At 64.3% G+C, this 15,504-nt stretch carries 17 protein-coding genes, 3 tRNA genes and 2 pseudogenes; 15 read left to right on the forward strand and 7 right to left on the reverse strand.

Annotation, left to right across the window (positions count from 1 at the left end; all coding sequences use genetic code 11):
* Window positions 1–76: 76 nt before the first annotated feature.
* A complete protein-coding gene (locus tag DC31_RS11610) occupies window positions 77–676 on the forward strand; it encodes a DUF937 domain-containing protein (protein WP_036280198.1) in 600 nt (199 codons plus the stop codon).
* 16 nt (window positions 677–692) lie between these two features.
* Here DC31_RS11610 and tilS read toward each other — a convergent pair whose 3' ends face one another.
* Window positions 693–1,700 (reverse strand): tRNA lysidine(34) synthetase TilS, encoded by a 1,008-nt coding sequence (gene tilS, locus DC31_RS11615; RefSeq protein ID WP_036280200.1) that lies wholly within the window; start codon window positions 1,698–1,700, stop codon window positions 693–695.
* Between the two features lie 117 nt (window positions 1,701–1,817).
* Here tilS and DC31_RS11620 point away from each other — a divergent pair, with 117 nt between their 5' ends.
* A complete protein-coding gene (locus DC31_RS11620; protein WP_036280202.1) occupies window positions 1,818–2,453 on the forward strand; it encodes a TMEM175 family protein in 636 nt (211 codons plus the stop codon).
* A 46-nt stretch (window positions 2,454–2,499) separates the two neighbouring features.
* The gene (gene ppa, locus DC31_RS11625; RefSeq protein WP_036280204.1) at window positions 2,500–2,991 is read left to right on the forward strand and encodes an inorganic diphosphatase; all 492 of its coding nucleotides are present in this window, start codon (window positions 2,500–2,502) and stop codon (window positions 2,989–2,991) included.
* An 83-nt stretch (window positions 2,992–3,074) separates the two neighbouring features.
* On the opposite strand, the gene DC31_RS11630 is transcribed toward ppa, so the two are convergent.
* A complete protein-coding gene (locus tag DC31_RS11630) occupies window positions 3,075–4,457 on the reverse strand; it encodes a M23 family metallopeptidase (RefSeq protein ID WP_036280206.1) in 1,383 nt (460 codons plus the stop codon).
* A 229-nt stretch (window positions 4,458–4,686) separates the two neighbouring features.
* Between DC31_RS11630 and DC31_RS11635 the strand changes: the two genes are divergently transcribed.
* From DC31_RS11635 to DC31_RS11645, 3 genes are all read left to right on the forward strand, one after another.
* Window positions 4,687–4,759 (forward strand) — tRNA-Glu (locus DC31_RS11635).
* A gap of 28 nt (window positions 4,760–4,787) precedes the next feature.
* A tRNA-Asp gene (locus DC31_RS11640) sits at window positions 4,788–4,861 on the forward strand.
* Window positions 4,862–4,933: 72 nt separating this feature from the next.
* A tRNA-Phe gene (locus tag DC31_RS11645) sits at window positions 4,934–5,006 on the forward strand.
* A 109-nt stretch (window positions 5,007–5,115) separates the two neighbouring features.
* Here DC31_RS11645 and DC31_RS11650 read toward each other — a convergent pair.
* Together DC31_RS11650 and DC31_RS11655 are read right to left on the reverse strand one after the other, a co-directional pair.
* Window positions 5,116–6,399 (reverse strand): HipA domain-containing protein, encoded by a 1,284-nt coding sequence (locus DC31_RS11650; RefSeq protein WP_051606834.1) that lies wholly within the window; start codon window positions 6,397–6,399, stop codon window positions 5,116–5,118.
* Window positions 6,389–6,610 (reverse strand): helix-turn-helix domain-containing protein, encoded by a 222-nt coding sequence (locus DC31_RS11655; RefSeq protein WP_036280208.1) that lies wholly within the window; start codon window positions 6,608–6,610, stop codon window positions 6,389–6,391. The genes DC31_RS11650 and DC31_RS11655 overlap by 11 nt, the downstream gene beginning before the upstream one ends.
* Window positions 6,611–6,757: 147 nt before the next feature.
* On the opposite strand from DC31_RS11655, the gene DC31_RS11660 reads away from it, so the two are divergent.
* The 7 genes and pseudogenes from DC31_RS11660 to DC31_RS11680 all read left to right on the forward strand — a co-directional run bounded on the left by DC31_RS11660 (window position 6,758) and on the right by DC31_RS11680 (window position 11,017).
* Window positions 6,758–7,420 carry a helix-turn-helix domain-containing protein gene (locus DC31_RS11660; protein ID WP_036280211.1) on the forward strand — a complete coding sequence of 221 codons (663 nt, stop codon included), beginning with the start codon at window positions 6,758–6,760 and terminating at the stop codon, window positions 7,418–7,420.
* A complete protein-coding gene (locus DC31_RS11665; protein WP_036280214.1) occupies window positions 7,396–7,680 on the forward strand; it encodes a hypothetical protein in 285 nt (94 codons plus the stop codon). The genes DC31_RS11660 and DC31_RS11665 overlap by 25 nt, the downstream gene beginning before the upstream one ends.
* Window positions 7,667–7,762 (forward strand): annotated as a pseudogene (locus tag DC31_RS18160) (transposase); the annotation flags it as partial. The gene DC31_RS11665 and the pseudogene DC31_RS18160, both read left to right, overlap by 14 nt.
* 165 nt (window positions 7,763–7,927) lie before the next feature.
* Window positions 7,928–8,950 (forward strand): VCBS repeat domain-containing M23 family metallopeptidase, encoded by a 1,023-nt coding sequence (locus DC31_RS11670; protein ID WP_235201460.1) that lies wholly within the window; start codon window positions 7,928–7,930, stop codon window positions 8,948–8,950.
* 37 nt (window positions 8,951–8,987) lie between these two features.
* Window positions 8,988–9,245 (forward strand): hypothetical protein, encoded by a 258-nt coding sequence (locus DC31_RS19530; protein WP_235201461.1) that lies wholly within the window; start codon window positions 8,988–8,990, stop codon window positions 9,243–9,245.
* Between the two features lie 14 nt (window positions 9,246–9,259).
* Window positions 9,260–9,559, forward strand: coding sequence for a hypothetical protein (locus DC31_RS11675; protein ID WP_036280217.1), 300 nt, complete (start codon window positions 9,260–9,262; stop codon window positions 9,557–9,559).
* A gap of 57 nt (window positions 9,560–9,616) precedes the next feature.
* On the forward strand, window positions 9,617–11,017 hold the full coding sequence (locus DC31_RS11680; RefSeq protein ID WP_036280220.1) for a threonine/serine ThrE exporter family protein: 1,401 nt from the start codon (window positions 9,617–9,619) through the stop codon (window positions 11,015–11,017).
* A gap of 21 nt (window positions 11,018–11,038) precedes the next feature.
* Here the strand turns inward: DC31_RS11680 and DC31_RS11685 are convergent, their stop codons facing one another.
* The 3 genes and pseudogenes from DC31_RS11685 to DC31_RS11695 all read right to left on the reverse strand — a co-directional run bounded on the left by DC31_RS11685 (window position 11,039) and on the right by DC31_RS11695 (window position 13,486).
* Window positions 11,039–11,704: a spermidine synthase gene (locus tag DC31_RS11685; protein ID WP_051606853.1), complete on the reverse strand. Its 666-nt coding sequence runs from the start codon at window positions 11,702–11,704 to the stop codon at window positions 11,039–11,041.
* Between the two features lie 85 nt (window positions 11,705–11,789).
* Window positions 11,790–13,195, reverse strand: a pseudogene (locus DC31_RS11690) (amidase).
* 96 nt (window positions 13,196–13,291) lie between these two features.
* On the reverse strand, window positions 13,292–13,486 hold the full coding sequence (locus tag DC31_RS11695) for a hypothetical protein (protein ID WP_036280225.1): 195 nt from the start codon (window positions 13,484–13,486) through the stop codon (window positions 13,292–13,294).
* Between the two features lie 178 nt (window positions 13,487–13,664).
* On the opposite strand from DC31_RS11695, the gene DC31_RS11700 reads away from it, so the two are divergent.
* Window positions 13,665–14,609, forward strand: a complete 945-nt coding sequence (locus tag DC31_RS11700; RefSeq protein ID WP_081813824.1) for an ABC transporter ATP-binding protein — start codon at window positions 13,665–13,667, stop codon at window positions 14,607–14,609.
* A 2-nt stretch (window positions 14,610–14,611) separates the two neighbouring features.
* The gene (locus tag DC31_RS11705; protein WP_081813825.1) at window positions 14,612–15,466 is read left to right on the forward strand and encodes an ABC transporter permease; all 855 of its coding nucleotides are present in this window, start codon (window positions 14,612–14,614) and stop codon (window positions 15,464–15,466) included.
* The last annotated feature ends 38 nt before the right edge of the window (window positions 15,467–15,504 follow it).

A 15,504-nucleotide genomic window follows, 5' to 3' on the forward strand; every position in this document is an offset into this window, starting at 1 on the left:
TTTTAGGTGACGAACCCTGTGGTTTCCGCACTACTGTGATGTGCACTGGCCGCAGGCCCATACGGAAGGAATCACTATGGCTCTTGACGACATCCTCAAGCAGGTCCCGATCGACGACATCGCGGCGAAACTCGGGGTCTCCCCCGAGGTCGCAAAATCGGCCGTTGAGCAGGGCGGCGCAGTATTGCTCAGCGGAATCGCGAAGAACGCCCAGACCCAGGAAGGCTCTGCTGCGATCGAGAACGCGCTGAAGAAGCACCAGGGCTCAACGGGCGCCGCGAAGGTTGACGACATCGACCAGGCCGACGGCGACAAGATCGTAAATCACGTCCTCGGCGACAAGAAGCAGGAGGTGACCGCCAAGCTCACCGAGTCGAAGGAGACGGCCGGCATCGACTTCGGCAAGCTTCTTCCTATCCTCGCCCCGATCGTGATGGGCCTCATTGCCAACGCGACGAAGGACAAGTCGGCTGGAACCGCGACCGCGTCCGGTGAGTCCAGCGGCGGCGGCATAGGTGACATCATCGGCGGCCTGCTCGGCGGTGGCAGCTCAAACGGCGGAGGCGGCGGGATCGGCGATATTCTCGGCGGCATCCTCGGGGGCGGCTCTTCTACCGGCGATTCCGGCGGCGGGATCGGCGACATTCTCGGTGGCTTGCTCGGCGGCAAGAAGTAGTTTCCGCCCGACGACGTCAATGGCGGGCAGCGAAGTGAATCTGCCCGTCACGGCGTGCCGCGGTACAACTCGGCAGATCAATCGGCCCCTGGCCTGACCAGTCGGTAACGAGCCGCGCAACTTCAAGAGTCTGCGTGCGGGTGAGGCTCGCCCCGAACTCGCTGTGCGTGACAAGACGGATGATGCGGTTTCGTAGCGCAGCGGGGTTTGCTGCGAGGGCTGCGACGCTGACAGAGATTCCCGCTTCCGCGTGCTCCACGATGTCTTCGATCGTCTCGAGGATCATCTCGTCGAACGCCTCGGCATCCTCGCGCAGCTGCTCGGCAGTTCGTGCCAGTGCTTCGGCGATGCCGGGGCCGAGCTCTTCCTCAAGCACAGGAAGCACCCGTTCGCGCACTCGAACCCGTGCGAAGCGGAGTTCAAAGTTGTGTGGATCATCCCAGGGCGTGAGCTCGGATGCCGCGCAAAATGCCCTGGTCGTCTGGCGTCGTACGCCGAGCAGAGGACGCAGCCAAAGGGTTTCGTCATCGTCTCTGCGCGCCGGGGCCATGCCCTGCAGGCTCGCGGCCCCGGAGCCGCGGGCGAGGCCGAGCAGCACGGTCTCGGCTTGATCATCGAGGGTGTGCCCAAGCAGCACGGCATCTACCCTCTCGGTGAGGGCGATTTTTCGCAGCGCCGCGAAGCGCGCGTCGCGCGCGGCCGCTTCCGGCCCACCGGCCCCGAAGCCTGCCGAAGGGCCACCCAACTGCACGCGTTCCACCAGCGCTCGGATGCCGAGCCTCTCAGCCTTCGCGGATGCTGCAGCGGCGACATCCGCCGACCCGTCCTGCAGACCGTGATCGATCGTAGCGCTCACCACCCTCATCGCACGTGATCGCGCTTCGAACGCTGTGGCGGCGGCCAGCGCGAGCGAATCCGCCCCGCCGGAGAGGGCGACGAGGACTGTCGCACCATCTGCGAGTCTGGCCAGCGCGGCGCGTACGGCGAGACGGACTTCGGCGATGACGGGTGGGAGCGACGGCACCCCTCAAAGGTAGAACACCGCGCAAGGTATCCGCGCGCCCGCCCGGGACACGCATACGGCACATGACCTGAGCGATCTCTCTATCGGTCACAGTCATCTCGGTCGTATCCTGAGCGCATGAGTGATATGAGCTCTGAGCGCGTGAGTGAGATGACGACGTTCGCGCCCGAGCGCTTGAAGGCATTCGTCGACGCTGTCGTCGCGATTGCCATGACTCTACTAATCCTGCCGTTACTCGAGTCCGTATCGAACGCAGGAGACGACGGAACGACGACCGCGCAGTTCCTTTTCGAACATCGCGGTCAGCTGGTCAGCTTCTTCATCAGCTTCATCCTGATCGCGCTGTTCTGGATGGAGCATCATCGCACCTACGAACGCGTGCAACGGATTTCCTCGTCGTTGCTGTGGGTCAACGTCGCATGGATGCTGACGATCGTGTGGCTCCCGGTGCCAACGGCGATGGTCGGGCAGATGCAGGCTGATCCGCTGCAGGCATTCCTCTACATCGGCACGCTGATACTGACGCAGGTCACCACGCTCTCCGGAAAGCTGTATCTGATGCGGCATCCGACGCTCACCGATATCACCGCCGACAGGCTCTGGGTCGGGGCAATCGGCGACATCGCCGCGATCATCCTGTTCTGCGTGGCGCTTCCTATCGCTGCGTGGGTGCACGTGGTCGGCTACTTCGCCCTGCTGCTCCTCGCCTTTTCCACACCGTTGGAGAAATTGCTCCTGCGGCGGCGCAGGTAGCTGGTTTCCGGCATCCACCCCCTTTTTCTTCTTGAGGAGCACACGTATGGGCGCACACGACGCCGTCATCGAGATCCCGCGCGGCAGCCGCGTGAAGTACGAAGTCGACCACGAGACCGGCCGAGTACACCTCGACCGTGTCCTGTACACGACCTTCGGCTACCCCGCCGACTACGGCTACTTCGACAACACTCTCGGCGAAGACGGTGACCCGCTCGACGTGCTGGTGCTGCTCGACCAGGCGCTCTTTCCCGGTGTCGTCGTTGAGGTACGTCCCGTGGCTGTACTCAAGATGAGCGACGAAGCTGGCGGCGACGACAAGCTCGTCGCCGTCCTTTCCAAAGACCCGCGCTGGGCGCACATCCAGGACATCGACGATCTGCCCGAGTACACGAAGAAGGAAATCGCGCACTTCTTCGAGCACTACAAGGACCTCGAGCCCAACAAGTGGGTCAAGGTCGACGAATGGGGTAACGCCGCCGAAGCGCAGCGCATCCTCGACGAAGCAATCGCCCGTGTCGGCGAGCAGGGTCACTGAGCCTGCTCTGAGCTTTTCTTAACGTCAGAAGCCCCCGGTTCCGCTCCTAAAGCGGCCGGGGGCTTCTTCGCACATGAGCGGACTCAGACCGAGACGCCGCGATCCGCCATGAAGTAGATGGGGTTGGTGTATTCGCCCCAGATGTAGACCTCGAAGTGGAGGTGGCATCCGAACGAGCCGCCAGTGTTTCCGGCATATGCGATGACCTGGCCAGCATTCACCCAGTCGCCGCGGCGCACTGCGAAAGAGCTGATGTGCCCGTAACCGGTGCCGATCCCGCCACCGTGATCGATGCGGACGTAGTTGCCGTAGCCACCGTTCCAGCTCGCATAGTCGACGGTTCCGGACTGCGCGGCATAAATCTGCGCGCCGCAGCCGTTTGCGAGGTCAACTCCGTAGTGGTAACTGGACGAACATCCGTTGGAATTGCACTGCTGCGAACGCGCGCCATAGCCGGAACTACGGAATCCGCCCTGAGGGCGCACCCAGCCGCCAGAACCAACAGCGCCGCCTCCGCCGCCATCTCCTCCGCCACCACCTCCGCCGCCACCGCCGTTGTTGGCGGCCGCTGCTGCGGCTGCGGCCGCCTCAGCGGCGCGTCGTGCTTGTTCTTCAGCAGCCCTGCGCGCGGCTTCAGCGGCGACGCCAGCCTGGTATCCGGCGACGGTCTTCGTGGTCTCATCCTGCAGCGCTGCGAGCTGCGCCTGGAGTGTGGAGAGGTTGGCGGTCTGCTCGTCGAGCGCAGCCTGAGCCGCATCGGCGGCCGCCTGCGCGGCGACCATCTTCTCTTCTGCGACCTTTTGCAGACGGTCGCGCTCGGTGCGGGCGACGGCGGCCTGGTCGCTGAGAGACTGAGCAGAGTTGCGGGCGGCGACAGCGTTGTCGTAGACCGACTGGTTGTATTCGAGGAGCTTGTCCATCGTGCCCAAGCGCGACAACAGCTCGTCGGCGTTCGCTGCCGATCCAGCGAAGAAAAGCTCCAGGGCGGTATCGTCACCGCCGTTGCGGTAAAGCTGCGCGGCGACCTGGCCGGCCTTGCGCGCCGACTCGTCCGCGATCAGTGACTGCTCATCGGCCTGAGCCTGAATCGCATTCGCTTTGGCGATCGCGTCGAAGTACGCCTGCTGCGCCTCGTAATACTCGTTACCGGCAAGCTCTGCAGCAGCCTGCGTATCGGCGACCTGCTGAGTGAGCGAGCTGATCAGGTTCTGGATGCGAGTAACTTCGCCAGCCTTCGCGGCTTCGTTGTTCTTCGCGTTCTGAACGTCGTCCCAGCTCGGGTAGGTCGCGGCATATGCGGCATTGACGCCCGCTCCGATGCCAAACGCGCTCAGTGCCGCGACGCCAAGCGCGCCGATGCCGAGCGCATTGCGGCGCGTGACCGTGCCCTTCTGCCAGAAGGTACGCCGCTCAGCGATGCTGGGCGCGCACCCGCAGGAGTCGCCTGCGTCGAGCGCAGCATCCATCGTCGACTGCTCGTCTTCACACGGCCCCTTCCGCCGGATTCACACATGTCACACTAACAACAACTGTCACATCCGCAACAGCGGGATTAAACCGCGTGGACACAGTGGTTCGGGATCATCGTCCCCCAGAAACGCCCGGGCGCGACGGCGGCGCGCCCTCGATTCGCGTTTTGGCCAAATCATCCTTTATGCTTGAGCGTCGGCAAGGAAGTCCCCCGGGACGCCCTTCGGCCCCATCGTTTAGCGGCCTAGGACACCGCCCTTTCACGGCGGCAGCACGGGTTCGAATCCCGTTGGGGTCACTCCAAATCCGATACAATTTAATAGCATGGCCCTGTAGCGCAGTTGGTTAGCGTGCCGCCCTGTCACGGCGGAGGTCGCGGGTTCAAGTCCCGTCAGGGTCGCTCTAAGCGACGGGCCCTTTTTTCGAAAAGGGCCTTTCGTCTAAGATGCGGCAGATTTATGATGTGTCGCACGGCTCTGTAGCTCAGTTGGTAGAGCGCACGACTGAAAATCGTGAGGTCACGGGATCGACGCCCGTCGGAGCCACACGGGTCATCATTACAGTGATCCTAGAAACCCTCGCCTAGCTTCTAACATGGCGGGGGTTTTGCTTTGCCCTGATGAGGGGTCGTTTGGTCAAGTCTGGGGCCGGTCGTCACGCGTTCCAGCCACGCGACGACGCATACTCATGGATGCTGTCGACCATCCGCCCGACGAACGGGTCGTCGCCGAGCTGCGCTCGCGCAGCATCCGCCGCCGCAGCGTAGGCGATCACGATGCCGTCCGTGATCTCATGGGCGCGCGCCTCAGCCCAATCGCGGTCGAGGCCGACCCGCGCCGCCACCCTGACCAGGGAATCGAGGCTGATCTGTCCGACGCTGTCCTCGCCCTCGATCGACATGGCGAGCTTCGGGTTACCGCCGTCGGCGGCGAGGTACGGAGCGTAGCTGCCGAGGTCGTTGAGCGGGGCGAGTGTGGCACGATCACGCCGCAGCAGAAGCGAGTAGTTCTTCGCGTGCGCGTCGGTGCCGAGGGACGCCACCGAGAACACAAGAGCCTCGTAGAACTGCCTTGCGTTGCCTCGCCGGTCCTCGGCGTCAGGCAGGGAGTTGATGAGGCGGGCAATCGCGGCGATACCTGGCCCGCCCTCGGACTGATACTTCATGTCCGGCGGCACGCTCAGCGCCTGACAGAGGTCTTCCTGATGGAGCCGATGCCAACGCCCTTCTTCGAGCCGGCGGTCGTAACGCGTGGACACGAACACCGCGTCACCACGTTCGGTGGTTACCAAGAAGTCGTCAGCGACGCGAAGATCCAGCGCACGCGCCGCGGCCATCGTCATGAACTCATTGATGTGATGGTCCGGATAGGGCGCGACTGCTGGCTTCAGTATGTGCGTGGTCGGTGTCGAATCCTGCGGCACCGCCCATCGTTCCTGCTCGGTGCGGAACAGCGCGACTTTGGGCTGCGCACCGGGAAGACTCCAGCGCGCGTCATCCGTACGCCTCCCCCAGGTATCACCGTTGCGAACAAGATCCGCCACGAGCTCCGCGAAGTCGGTGTCGGAGAGTTCTCTCACATCGCCGTGACGTTCGGCTGCGTCAGCGCTCGCCTCACCAGCCGGAAGCAACTGCACCGCACCGGCCGCATCACGACCAATGTGCGAAAGCAACGCGAAAGGATTACTGGCGCTGACACGATACTCGCGTCCGAGCTCCGCGAGCCGGCCCGGACTGTCGGGAAGCAATCCCTGCAGAAAAGCGCGCACCGGCTTGTTCTTGTGCCCGGCGCGCACAAGCGGCATGGAGAGTGAGAGCGGGGTCGCATCGCGCCGGGACCGGTAGTCAGCGTCGTAGGTGAATGACAAGGCGCCGCCAGCCGACTGCTCGACGACGCCGATCGCTTCGCCATCGAGATACGCGAACAGTTCACTCGACATCGTCGACCTCGCTGACGTCGACGACGAGGCCGAGCTCTCGGAGAACGCGCATGAGCCGGAAGAGCGTGACGGTTGTGGACCCGTTCTCCAGCCGCACGACCCACTCGCGAGTGACGCCGGCGCGGCGCGCGAGCTCAGCTTGAGACAGACTCAGACCTTCGCGGCGCTCAGCAACGAGTGCCCCGAAGTCGGATGCAGCGCGTACTTCCATCTCCACCTCACAAGTGACTTGTAACGCACAATTCTACATGTGACTTATAACGCACACAAGGCGAAGTGACTCATAACGCACAATCTTGCGTGGCGCTCAGGGACAACGCTCGAAGTTCTTCACACAGAAGGTTTAAGCCTGAACTTTTTGACAACGAATGAGGCAGCACAGCTACTCGGTGTTACGCCGCGTCGCGTGGTGCAGTTGCTGAACCAACGCCTCCTCGATGGGCGCCAAGTCCAGCGCGATTGGCTGGTCTCAGCCGCCTCCGTTCGACAGCGCGAAGCTCTGACTACCGCACGCGGTCGGCCGATGACGCCACAAACGTCACGCGCACTGATCGAAGCACTCGACAACGGAACCAGCCTCCCCGCACGTCGAGGCAATCTCTTGCACAGCCGCAACGCCGAGCTACTTTCCAGCGCTATCGCTCACGCCGTCTGCGTGGAGACATTCATGACGCGCGATCCTCAACTCGCACTCGAGCGCCTGCATCTCACCGCGGAGTCCGCGCTTCAGCGCCTCACCACCGAGACTGGCGAGAGCCTTGCAGGGCAGTCGCCGGAGATTCACGGCTATCCGCGAGATACGTCCATGGAGGATCTCATTGATGACGCGATGCTGGTCCGCAGCGATGAAGGTACGGTGCACGTTTATCAGTTCCGCGATGGCCTGTTCCCTTGGGAGGAGACCCCGGCGGCATTGATCGCCGCTGATGCAGCACGCAGTGACAGTTCGCGCGTGCACGCTGCAGGCATCGATGCGCTCGAAAAGAAGAGGACCAAATGGCTGGCCAGTCACACACAATAGAGCTGGCTGCGGATGAACCGCCATGGCCGCTTGCATTCGAGCTCGCCTCCGGCCTGCCGAAGGGCAGTTGGGTTCTCGTTGGCGGCCTCATGGTTCATGTCCACGCGCTGCGTGCCGGAGTGAAAGCTTCACGTCCGACAACTGATGTCGACCTGCTGCTGAACATCGAGACGGCGTCGGCCGCCGAGATCGGTGACGTCCCCGGGAGTGGTGTGGTTTCCCGGGTTCCTGGCGTCGCGTCGTTGAGCCACCCCCTTTGAGCGCTCGGGAGAGCGCACCACTCATCGCAACGGCTCTCGATCCCGGACGTTGTCGACCACGGCCGGGGACCTGGACTTGCGAGATGCGCCTCGTACGCTCATCGGGCTGAGTGTTCCCTTGGCCTGGTGGCCGGCTGCGCCGACTCGCGAGACCTTGTTCGAAACCCGCTCCAGCGCGCACGCGCTGATATTGTGACGGCGGTGGACACTGCGTCCCTGGGGCCGGCTGAGCTGGAGATAACTCGACATGAAGCGAACGTCACGATGGCGTCTGGCGCGCGTCGCGATGCTGGCCGCGGTGGCAGTGCTCGTCGGGACGATCGCGACCTCGTTCGCACCTCCGCCCCCCGCATCGGCAGCTACTGACGGTCAGATGATCTACCCGGCATCGGGCACGATCCAGTCCAAGGTGGGCGACGGGTGCCGCTCCGACTACCGCAATCACGACGGCATCGACATCTCCGGCCAAGGGGGCACGCCGATCCTTGCTGCGTACGACGGGGTCGTCACGACGCGCACCTGGAGCAACGGTTACGGCAACTACGTCGACATCGAGCACGCGGCCGGATATGCCACCCGGTACGCCCACATGGTCGCGCCGGGAACCGTCGCCCCTGGCACGCGAGTGGTGCGCGGCCAACAGATCGGCGTCGTCGGGAGCACCGGCAACTCGACGGGCGCGCATCTGCACTTCGAGGTGTGGCGGAACGGATCCATCTACACCGCGATCAACCAGGGCTTCGTCTGCCTATCCACCATCGCGCGGGGCGCGACGATCCCGCTGGGCTTCCCCGGGCTCAGCACCGCTACGCCCGCACCCGTGCTTTCGGGCGACTACAACGGCGATGGAAAGGCCGATCTCCTCGGGGTCGCCGCAGACAGCGACCTTCATTTCCTCGCGGGCAACGGCAGCGGCGGGTTCCTCAAGGGATCGATCGTCACGAGTGCGTGGGGAATCCACCGGCACCTGACCCACGCGGATCTCAACGGCGACGGCCGCTCCGACATGCTCGTCGCCCGCAGCGACGGAGTGCTCGAGTACTACGCGGGGAACACCAGCGGCGGGTTCGGTGGCTACAGCACGCCCGGATCCGGGTGGTACGGGATGCTGCATGTGACGTCGGGCGCTGACTACACGGGCGACGGCAACCAGGATGTGCTCGGCGCCTCAGCGGCGGCGTGCTCACGCTCTATGCCGGCAACGGCACCGGAGCGCTCCCCGGACCGTACACGGTGGTCGGGAACGGGTGGAACAGCATCCGGTTCATGACCGGGGGCGACTTCAACGGCGATCGCTCGGTGACATCATGGCCGTGGGGTACGACGGCACCCTCTACTTCTATCCCGGACTCGGCAGCCGCTTCGGCGCCGGAGTCGCAGTCAGCAGTGGCTGGGGTGTGATCACTGCGTTCACCGGGGGCGTCGACTACAACGGCGACAAGAATCCGGACCTGATCGCGCGCATCTCGGACGAGCTCTACCTATATCCGGGGGACGGGACGGGCCAGTTCAAGAGCCGTGTCCTCATCGGCTCCGGGTGGGCCGGGTATCTCCAGATCGAGTGACGAAGAGAGCACTGATGAGCCCTGACCCCAACCCCACCCGCCGCATCGAGATCACGCTGCACAAGCCCTGGTTCGCGCTGTACATCGCTCCGAAGCCGACGCTCGTCATCGACGGACGCGGACAGCCGGTGCAGTGGGGACTCGGCACCTGGCAGGTTCCGACTGACCGCACGGTGACAGTCGGCGTGTTCCTCTTCAACAGGCTGTGGCGCTTCGGACAGGCAGAGTTCGCATTCGACCCGCACCATGCTCCGTCACTCACCTACCGCGCGCCGGCGCTACCGTTTCTCCGCGGCCGAATAAACCCGATGTGAACCCGACGCAAGCCCGATGAGGATGCCGTCCAGCCGCCGCAACGTCAGAATAGAACTATGTCTCGCGAACACCCCTGGCACCTGCTGAACTCTGTGCGCCGCGTGATCCGGACCGACCCGTCTGAGGTCGCGCTCACCGAGTCATACCCAGTCCTGGGCGAGACCATCGTGGTGAAGATCCTCGATCTCGCCCTGCGCATCGGCGAGTCGATGTTCACGGTCGGCGCCTCCGCGCATGACGTGACGTTTGCCATTGTCCGCGTCGCCCAGGTCTATGGACTCACCGGCGTGCACGTCGACGTCACCTACAACTCAGTCAACGTCTCGTACCACCGTGGTGAGGAAGACTGGCCGACGACTCTCATGCGAGTAGTCAAGGCCGCATCCCCCGATCACGCCAAACTGCAGCGTCTGCAAGCCCTCCTGGTCGAGATCAGCGAGGGCATGGACCTCGGCGAAGCCCGACTCGCGTTCCGCGTCATCCGCCGCACTCCCTTCCTGTATCGCCCCATCGTCGTGATCTTCGCTCGCGCCCTGCTCGCCCCCGGCGTCGCGATTCTCTTCGATGCCTCGCCGCTGATCGTCTTGCTGTCTTTCATCGCTGCACTCGGGGCGGCCTTCACACAGGCTGGTCTCGCGCGCCTGCAGGTGCCGTCGTTCTTCAGCCAGATCGCCGGAGCGTTCGTCATCACCGCATTCGCGACGGCCGTTTCCGCACTGAGCGCAGCGGGTATCGAACCGTTTACAGACGTGCAACCTTCCATCATCGTTGCCTCGGGCATCGTGCTGATGCTCTCCGGGCTTACTGTCGTCGGTGCCGCACAGGATGCGATCGACGGCTTCGCGGTCACCGCTGGCGGACGCATTCTCGACCTCACTATGCAGACCGTCGGCGTCGTCCTCGGCATCCTGATCGGATTAGAGCTTGCCCGCCTGCTCGGCTTCAGCATGGCCCTGCCGAACGATGCTTTGCCGTTTGGATCACTCCCGTCTCAGATCGTCGGCGCGGTCATCATTGCGGTCGCCGTCGCGCTGTTCAACGGCGCCGGTATGCGCATCATCATCGTCAGCGCGCTGCTGAGCATGATCGCCATCATCGGCTACAATCTCGCGATCCTGCTCGACATTCACGCGGCCGGCGCGAGCGGTGTCGGCGCTCTCTTGGCAAGCTTCATCGGTGTGCTGATCGCGCGCAATCAGCACGTGCCCTCTGTCGCCGTCACGACGGCCGCAATCGTTCCGCTGGTGCCCGGTTCAGCCGTCTTCCGCGGCCTCCTCGGGATCGTGGACTCCGACGGCACCGCCGAAGGGATGCTGGCCAGCATCAGTCCGCTTGTGCTCGCGGCATCCATCGGTGTCGGCCTGGCAGCTGGTGCCTCACTCGGCCTCTATCTCGGCACCCCGCTGCGTGCGACCCTCGCCAGCGTCGCGAAGTCCCGCGCTCGCGTTCGGCGCTGACCCGGCAAATACCGACTGGGGTCAGCGGCGGCTGCGCGCAACGTAGACCGTGTTGGATGACACGCCACCGGTAACCGGATTGTCGAAGTCCACGACGTGGGCAGCCGCGTCGTCGAACACCGCGTTCAGGTTGACCATGAAGTCGTCGTCGGGCGGGTCATCTGACCACAGCGCGAAGATGCCACGCGATGCGAGATGCCGATCGAGGGCGCGCAGGCCATCTGCCGTGTAGAGGTCAGCGTGCGTCGGATCCAGCTGGTGGCGTGGCGAGTGATCCACATCCAGCAGGATGGCGGAGTATCCGCCCGCGCTTTCGGCAGGCGTCGTGCGCATCAGCGCGAAGAAGTCGTCTTCGACAAGGCTCGTGCGCTCGTCGTCGACGAGTTCTGCTGACACCGGCAGGAGCTTCCGCTCGTGCCAGTTGATCACGGTTCCGAGTCGGTCGACCACGGTGAGGGCAGCCACCCGTTCGTCACGCAACGCTGTGACGGCGGTGTATCCGAGCCCGAGACCGCCGACCAGCACGGTCAGCTCATCGCCTTCAGTCACGGCAAGCCCAAGAGTCGCGAGCGCTTCTTCTGCAACGGTGAAGAGGCTCGACATCAGGTACTCGTCGCCGAGTTTGACCTCGTAGATTTCCTGGCCAACAGCCGGCTCCGTGCGGCGGCGCAACATAAGATCGCCCATCGGTGTGGGCTGCCAATCAAGTTCTTCAAACCGAGTGATCACTGCGGCATCCCTCCGTCGCTTTCACCCTACCCGCCGGATGCTTTCACGCCCGCCAGACTGCAGGACGCGGCAGCACGCCCACCCGTCGTTCCAGCTCAGCGGCAAGCGCGATGATCGCCACCTCTCCACCTGGCCGGCCGACGAGCTGCACACTCACCGGATGCCCCAACCCGTCGAGCATCACCGGCACAACGATCGCGGGAAGGCCGGCGACGTTCACAAAGCTGCTGTAGGGCGCATAGCGCACCTGCTGCGAGAAGTTCTTGGCCGCGTCATTCGGGTCGAACGAGCCGATCGGCTGCGGCGGTAGAGCCAGCGCAGGGGTGAGCACCGCATCAAATCGCGAGAACGCGGTGATCGTGTCACGCTCGAAAGTCGTCGCCTCGGCGAGCGCCTCCAGCACCTGGGTGCCGCTCAGCGCGCGACCTTCGCGCACAAGCCAGGCCGTGATCGGTTCGACGAGTTCGAGCTCGGCATCCGACAGGTTCATCCGAGCCGCGCTCGTGCGCCAGATCGTCGTGAACATTCGCGCGTAGCCGCGCGGGCGCCAATCGAATGCGTCGACGCCGTGCCCGGCATCCGTCAGCAGCGCCGTCGCGACCTCGACAGCACGCGTTGCCGCCGGGTCGAGCGTGATGTCATCGTCGTCGTCCCAGGGCGACACCGTGGTCACGCCGATACGAGCGGATGTCATCATCGCCGTCACCGCGGAAAGGAACGGTCCCCTCCCCGGCGCGCGAGTCGCATACGAGTACGCACGACCTGCGACCTGCACGTCCAGCAGCAACGCCGCATCAGCCACCGTGCGAGCGATCGGTCCCGCGACCGGAAGCCCGCCCGGGCTGTCGAGCCCCGAAGCGAACGGGATCCTCCCCCGCGAAGGCTTCAGACCGACAACACCGACGGTCGCCGCCGGGATGCGGATCGACCCGCCGCCGTCGGATGCCGGAGCCAGCGGCAGAAGCCCCGCGGCCACGGCGGTTGCCGCTCCGCCGCTCGAGCCACCCGCACCGTTCTCAGGATCCCATGGGTCTCGCGCTGGTGGCGCAACCTGCGATTCCGTGTAGCCAGTCAGGCCGAACTCCGGGGTGTTCGTCTTACCGAGCTGATGCCGCCGGCCTCATCAAGCACCGCCGCCTGATCAGCCGTGGCATCCGGTACAAAATCGCGGTGCAGCCGCGACCCAAAGCGGGTCGGCACGCCGGCGCGTGCCACGAGGTCTTTGTCAGCGAAGGGCAGCCCCCACAGGGCGCCATTCGGCGCTCGCTCCTGTAATTTCGCGGCGCGGGCGTGCGCAGCATCCGCCGTGACCTCGACGAAAGCTCCGAGCCCCGCGTCCAGCCGGGCGATGCGATCCAGGTAGTGCGCGGCGAGCTCGGCCGGAGTGAACTCCCGCGCTCGCAGCGCTCCGAGCTGCTCGATCGCCGTGAGCTCGTGCATTTCCGCCATGTGTCGAGCCTATTCCGCCGATCATGCAAGAGACCCCTCCCGCGTCCGCTTAGATACAAGCGATATGCGGGAGGGGCCCTGAACTATTCGGCAACGTCAGTCGCGAAGATCTTCCTTCACGTCGTTGCGCGCCTTGACGGAGTCGCGCTCGGCTTCAGCCTTCTTGACGTCGGCGTCTGCCTTCATCTCGTCAGCCTTGTCCTTGACGCGCTCAACCGTGTCGTCGATAGCGCGGCCAGCCTGCTTGGCGGCCTCGCCAATGGTCTCTTTTGCGTCCTCGAAGATACCCATAGGGCCCCCTTTACCTCGGTTGCTAATGTGACGTTACCCTACGCCTTTTCTCTGACATTCGCGTGAAGATTGTTGTCTGCGGGCCCTCAGATGCGCCTCGGTATCCCCCGATCGGTGGATGTCAGAATAAGCCGCTCCACCACTACCGGACGTCGTGCGACGAGGCCACGCTGTAACCATGACCGAAAACGTGATCGAGGTTCGCGACCTGCAGAAGTCGTATGGCAGCTTCACCGCCGTCGACGGGATCAGCTTCGACATCCACCGCGGCGAGACCTTCGCTCTGCTGGGGCCGAACGGCGCCGGTAAATCCACGACCATCGAGATCTTGGAGGGCTACCGGCACCGCACCGCGGGCGATGTGCGCGTGCTGGGCATCGACCCACAGCGGGGCGGTCTCGACTGGAAGGCACGACTCGGCATCGTGCTGCAGTCCACCGGTGAGGCCGGCAACGTCACCGTCCGAGAGCTGCTCACCGAATTCGCGGGCTACTACCCGCACCCTCGTGACATCGATGAAGTGATCGCCGCCGTCGGACTTGAACAGAAGCAGAAGACGCGCGTCTCGAAGCTTTCCGGTGGCCAGCAGCGTCGCCTCGACGTCGCACTCGGCATCATCGGCCGTCCCGAACTTCTCTTCCTCGACGAACCCACGACCGGATTCGATCCCGAGGCACGGCGTCAGTTCTGGGACCTCATCAACACGCTCAAGCGTGAGGGCACCAGCATCCTGCTCACCACTCATTATCTCGACGAGGCCGCCCAACTCGGCGACCGCGCGGCGGTCATCACGGGCGGCACGCTCGTCGCGATCGGGCGCATCGATGAGATCGGTGGGGCGGATGCCCGCACTCCCGTAGTCCGCTGGAGAGACAGCGACGGAACCCCGCACGAAACACGCACCGCTGAGCCAGGCGCCGTGGTCGCAGCTCTGTTCCGCGACGGGGGCGAACCCCACGGGCTCGAGATCGTGCGGCCCACGCTCGAAGACATCTACCTTGACCTGATCCGTGAGAGCGCGAATCCCGTTCATAACTCCTCCGAAACCGAGCCGGACGGACAGCCGGACCCCGGAAACACGCCCCTCCCCGTCAGCGCATCCTCGATTTCGCAGGAGTTGTGAACATGAACAGCACGACAGTGGCCCGCACCGATCCCCCGGTGACCGCGAACTTCGGCCTCGCGCGCACTCTCCGAATCGGCCTGCGCCGCATTCCGTTCGAGCTGCGCCAGTATTTTCGCGCCGGCGATCAGGTGTTCTTCACGTTCCTATTTCCGACGCTGATGTACGTCGTCTTCGCCACGATCTTCATCGGAGACATCGGCGAAGGACCGGATGCTGTGAGCATGGCAACCTACTACCTGCCAGGCCTCATCGCCGGTGGCATCCTGCTCTCAGGAGTACAGGGGCCGGCAATCGAAATCGCGACCGAGAAGAGCGATGGAACGCTCAAGCGTCTTGGCGGCACACCGATCTCACCCATCAGTTACTTCATCGGCAAGATCGGGGAGGTTTTCGTCGCCGCTATCCTCCAGATCGCCGTCCTCATCGTCGTTGCCGTTGTCGTCTACGGCGTGGAGCTGCCGACGGATGCTGAGGCATGGGGCCGCTTCGCCTGGATTTTCGCGCTGGGACTGATCACGTGCACTCTGCTCGGCATCGCACTGTCGTCGGTCCCCCGCTCAGGAAAGACGTCGACGGCCGTCGTGATCCCGATCGTGCTGCTGTTGCAGTTCATCTCCGGTGTGTACATCTCGTTCACAATGCTTCCGGAGTGGCTGCAGAACGTCGCAGGAATCTTCCCGCTGAAGTGGATCGCTCAGGGGATGCGCTCAGCCCTGCTGCCTGACTCGTTCAAGGCCGCCGAAGCCAGTGGCTCATGGGATCTGGGCATGATCGCCATCATGCTCGGCGTCTGGTTGATCGCGGGCTTTATCCTCAGCCGCATCACCTTCCGCTGGATTCACCAGAACGGATAACGACCGTGCGGCAGCGCAACGGGTGAAAGAGTAGGACG

Source organism: Microbacterium sp. CH12i, assembly GCF_000685355.1.
Taxonomy (GTDB): Bacteria; Actinomycetota; Actinomycetes; order Actinomycetales; family Microbacteriaceae; genus Microbacterium.

What these genes read in the sequence shown, in the direction of transcription:
- DC31_RS11610 (WP_036280198.1), top strand. Translation starts at nt 77, where the DNA reads ATGGCTCTTGACGACATCCTCAAGCAGGTCCCGATCGACGACATCGCG.
- DC31_RS11620 (WP_036280202.1), top strand. Translation starts at nt 1,818, where the DNA reads ATGAGTGATATGAGCTCTGAGCGCGTGAGTGAGATGACGACGTTCGCG.
- ppa (WP_036280204.1), top strand. Translation starts at nt 2,500, where the DNA reads ATGGGCGCACACGACGCCGTCATCGAGATCCCGCGCGGCAGCCGCGTG.
- DC31_RS11630 (WP_036280206.1), bottom strand. Translation starts at nt 4,457, where the DNA reads ATGGATGCTGCGCTCGACGCAGGCGACTCCTGCGGGTGCGCGCCCAGC.
- DC31_RS11650 (WP_051606834.1), bottom strand. Translation starts at nt 6,399, where the DNA reads ATGTCGAGTGAACTGTTCGCGTATCTCGATGGCGAAGCGATCGGCGTC.
- DC31_RS11655 (WP_036280208.1), bottom strand. Translation starts at nt 6,610, where the DNA reads ATGGAAGTACGCGCTGCATCCGACTTCGGGGCACTCGTTGCTGAGCGC.
- DC31_RS11665 (WP_036280214.1), top strand. Translation starts at nt 7,396, where the DNA reads ATGGCTGGCCAGTCACACACAATAGAGCTGGCTGCGGATGAACCGCCA.
- DC31_RS11670 (WP_235201460.1), top strand. Translation starts at nt 7,928, where the DNA reads ATGAAGCGAACGTCACGATGGCGTCTGGCGCGCGTCGCGATGCTGGCC.
- DC31_RS19530 (WP_235201461.1), top strand. Translation starts at nt 8,988, where the DNA reads ATGGCCGTGGGGTACGACGGCACCCTCTACTTCTATCCCGGACTCGGC.
- DC31_RS11675 (WP_036280217.1), top strand. Translation starts at nt 9,260, where the DNA reads ATGAGCCCTGACCCCAACCCCACCCGCCGCATCGAGATCACGCTGCAC.
- DC31_RS11680 (WP_036280220.1), top strand. Translation starts at nt 9,617, where the DNA reads ATGTCTCGCGAACACCCCTGGCACCTGCTGAACTCTGTGCGCCGCGTG.
- DC31_RS11685 (WP_051606853.1), bottom strand. Translation starts at nt 11,704, where the DNA reads ATGGGCGATCTTATGTTGCGCCGCCGCACGGAGCCGGCTGTTGGCCAG.
- DC31_RS11695 (WP_036280225.1), bottom strand. Translation starts at nt 13,486, where the DNA reads ATGGGTATCTTCGAGGACGCAAAAGAGACCATTGGCGAGGCCGCCAAG.
- DC31_RS11700 (WP_081813824.1), top strand. Translation starts at nt 13,665, where the DNA reads ATGACCGAAAACGTGATCGAGGTTCGCGACCTGCAGAAGTCGTATGGC.
- DC31_RS11705 (WP_081813825.1), top strand. Translation starts at nt 14,612, where the DNA reads ATGAACAGCACGACAGTGGCCCGCACCGATCCCCCGGTGACCGCGAAC.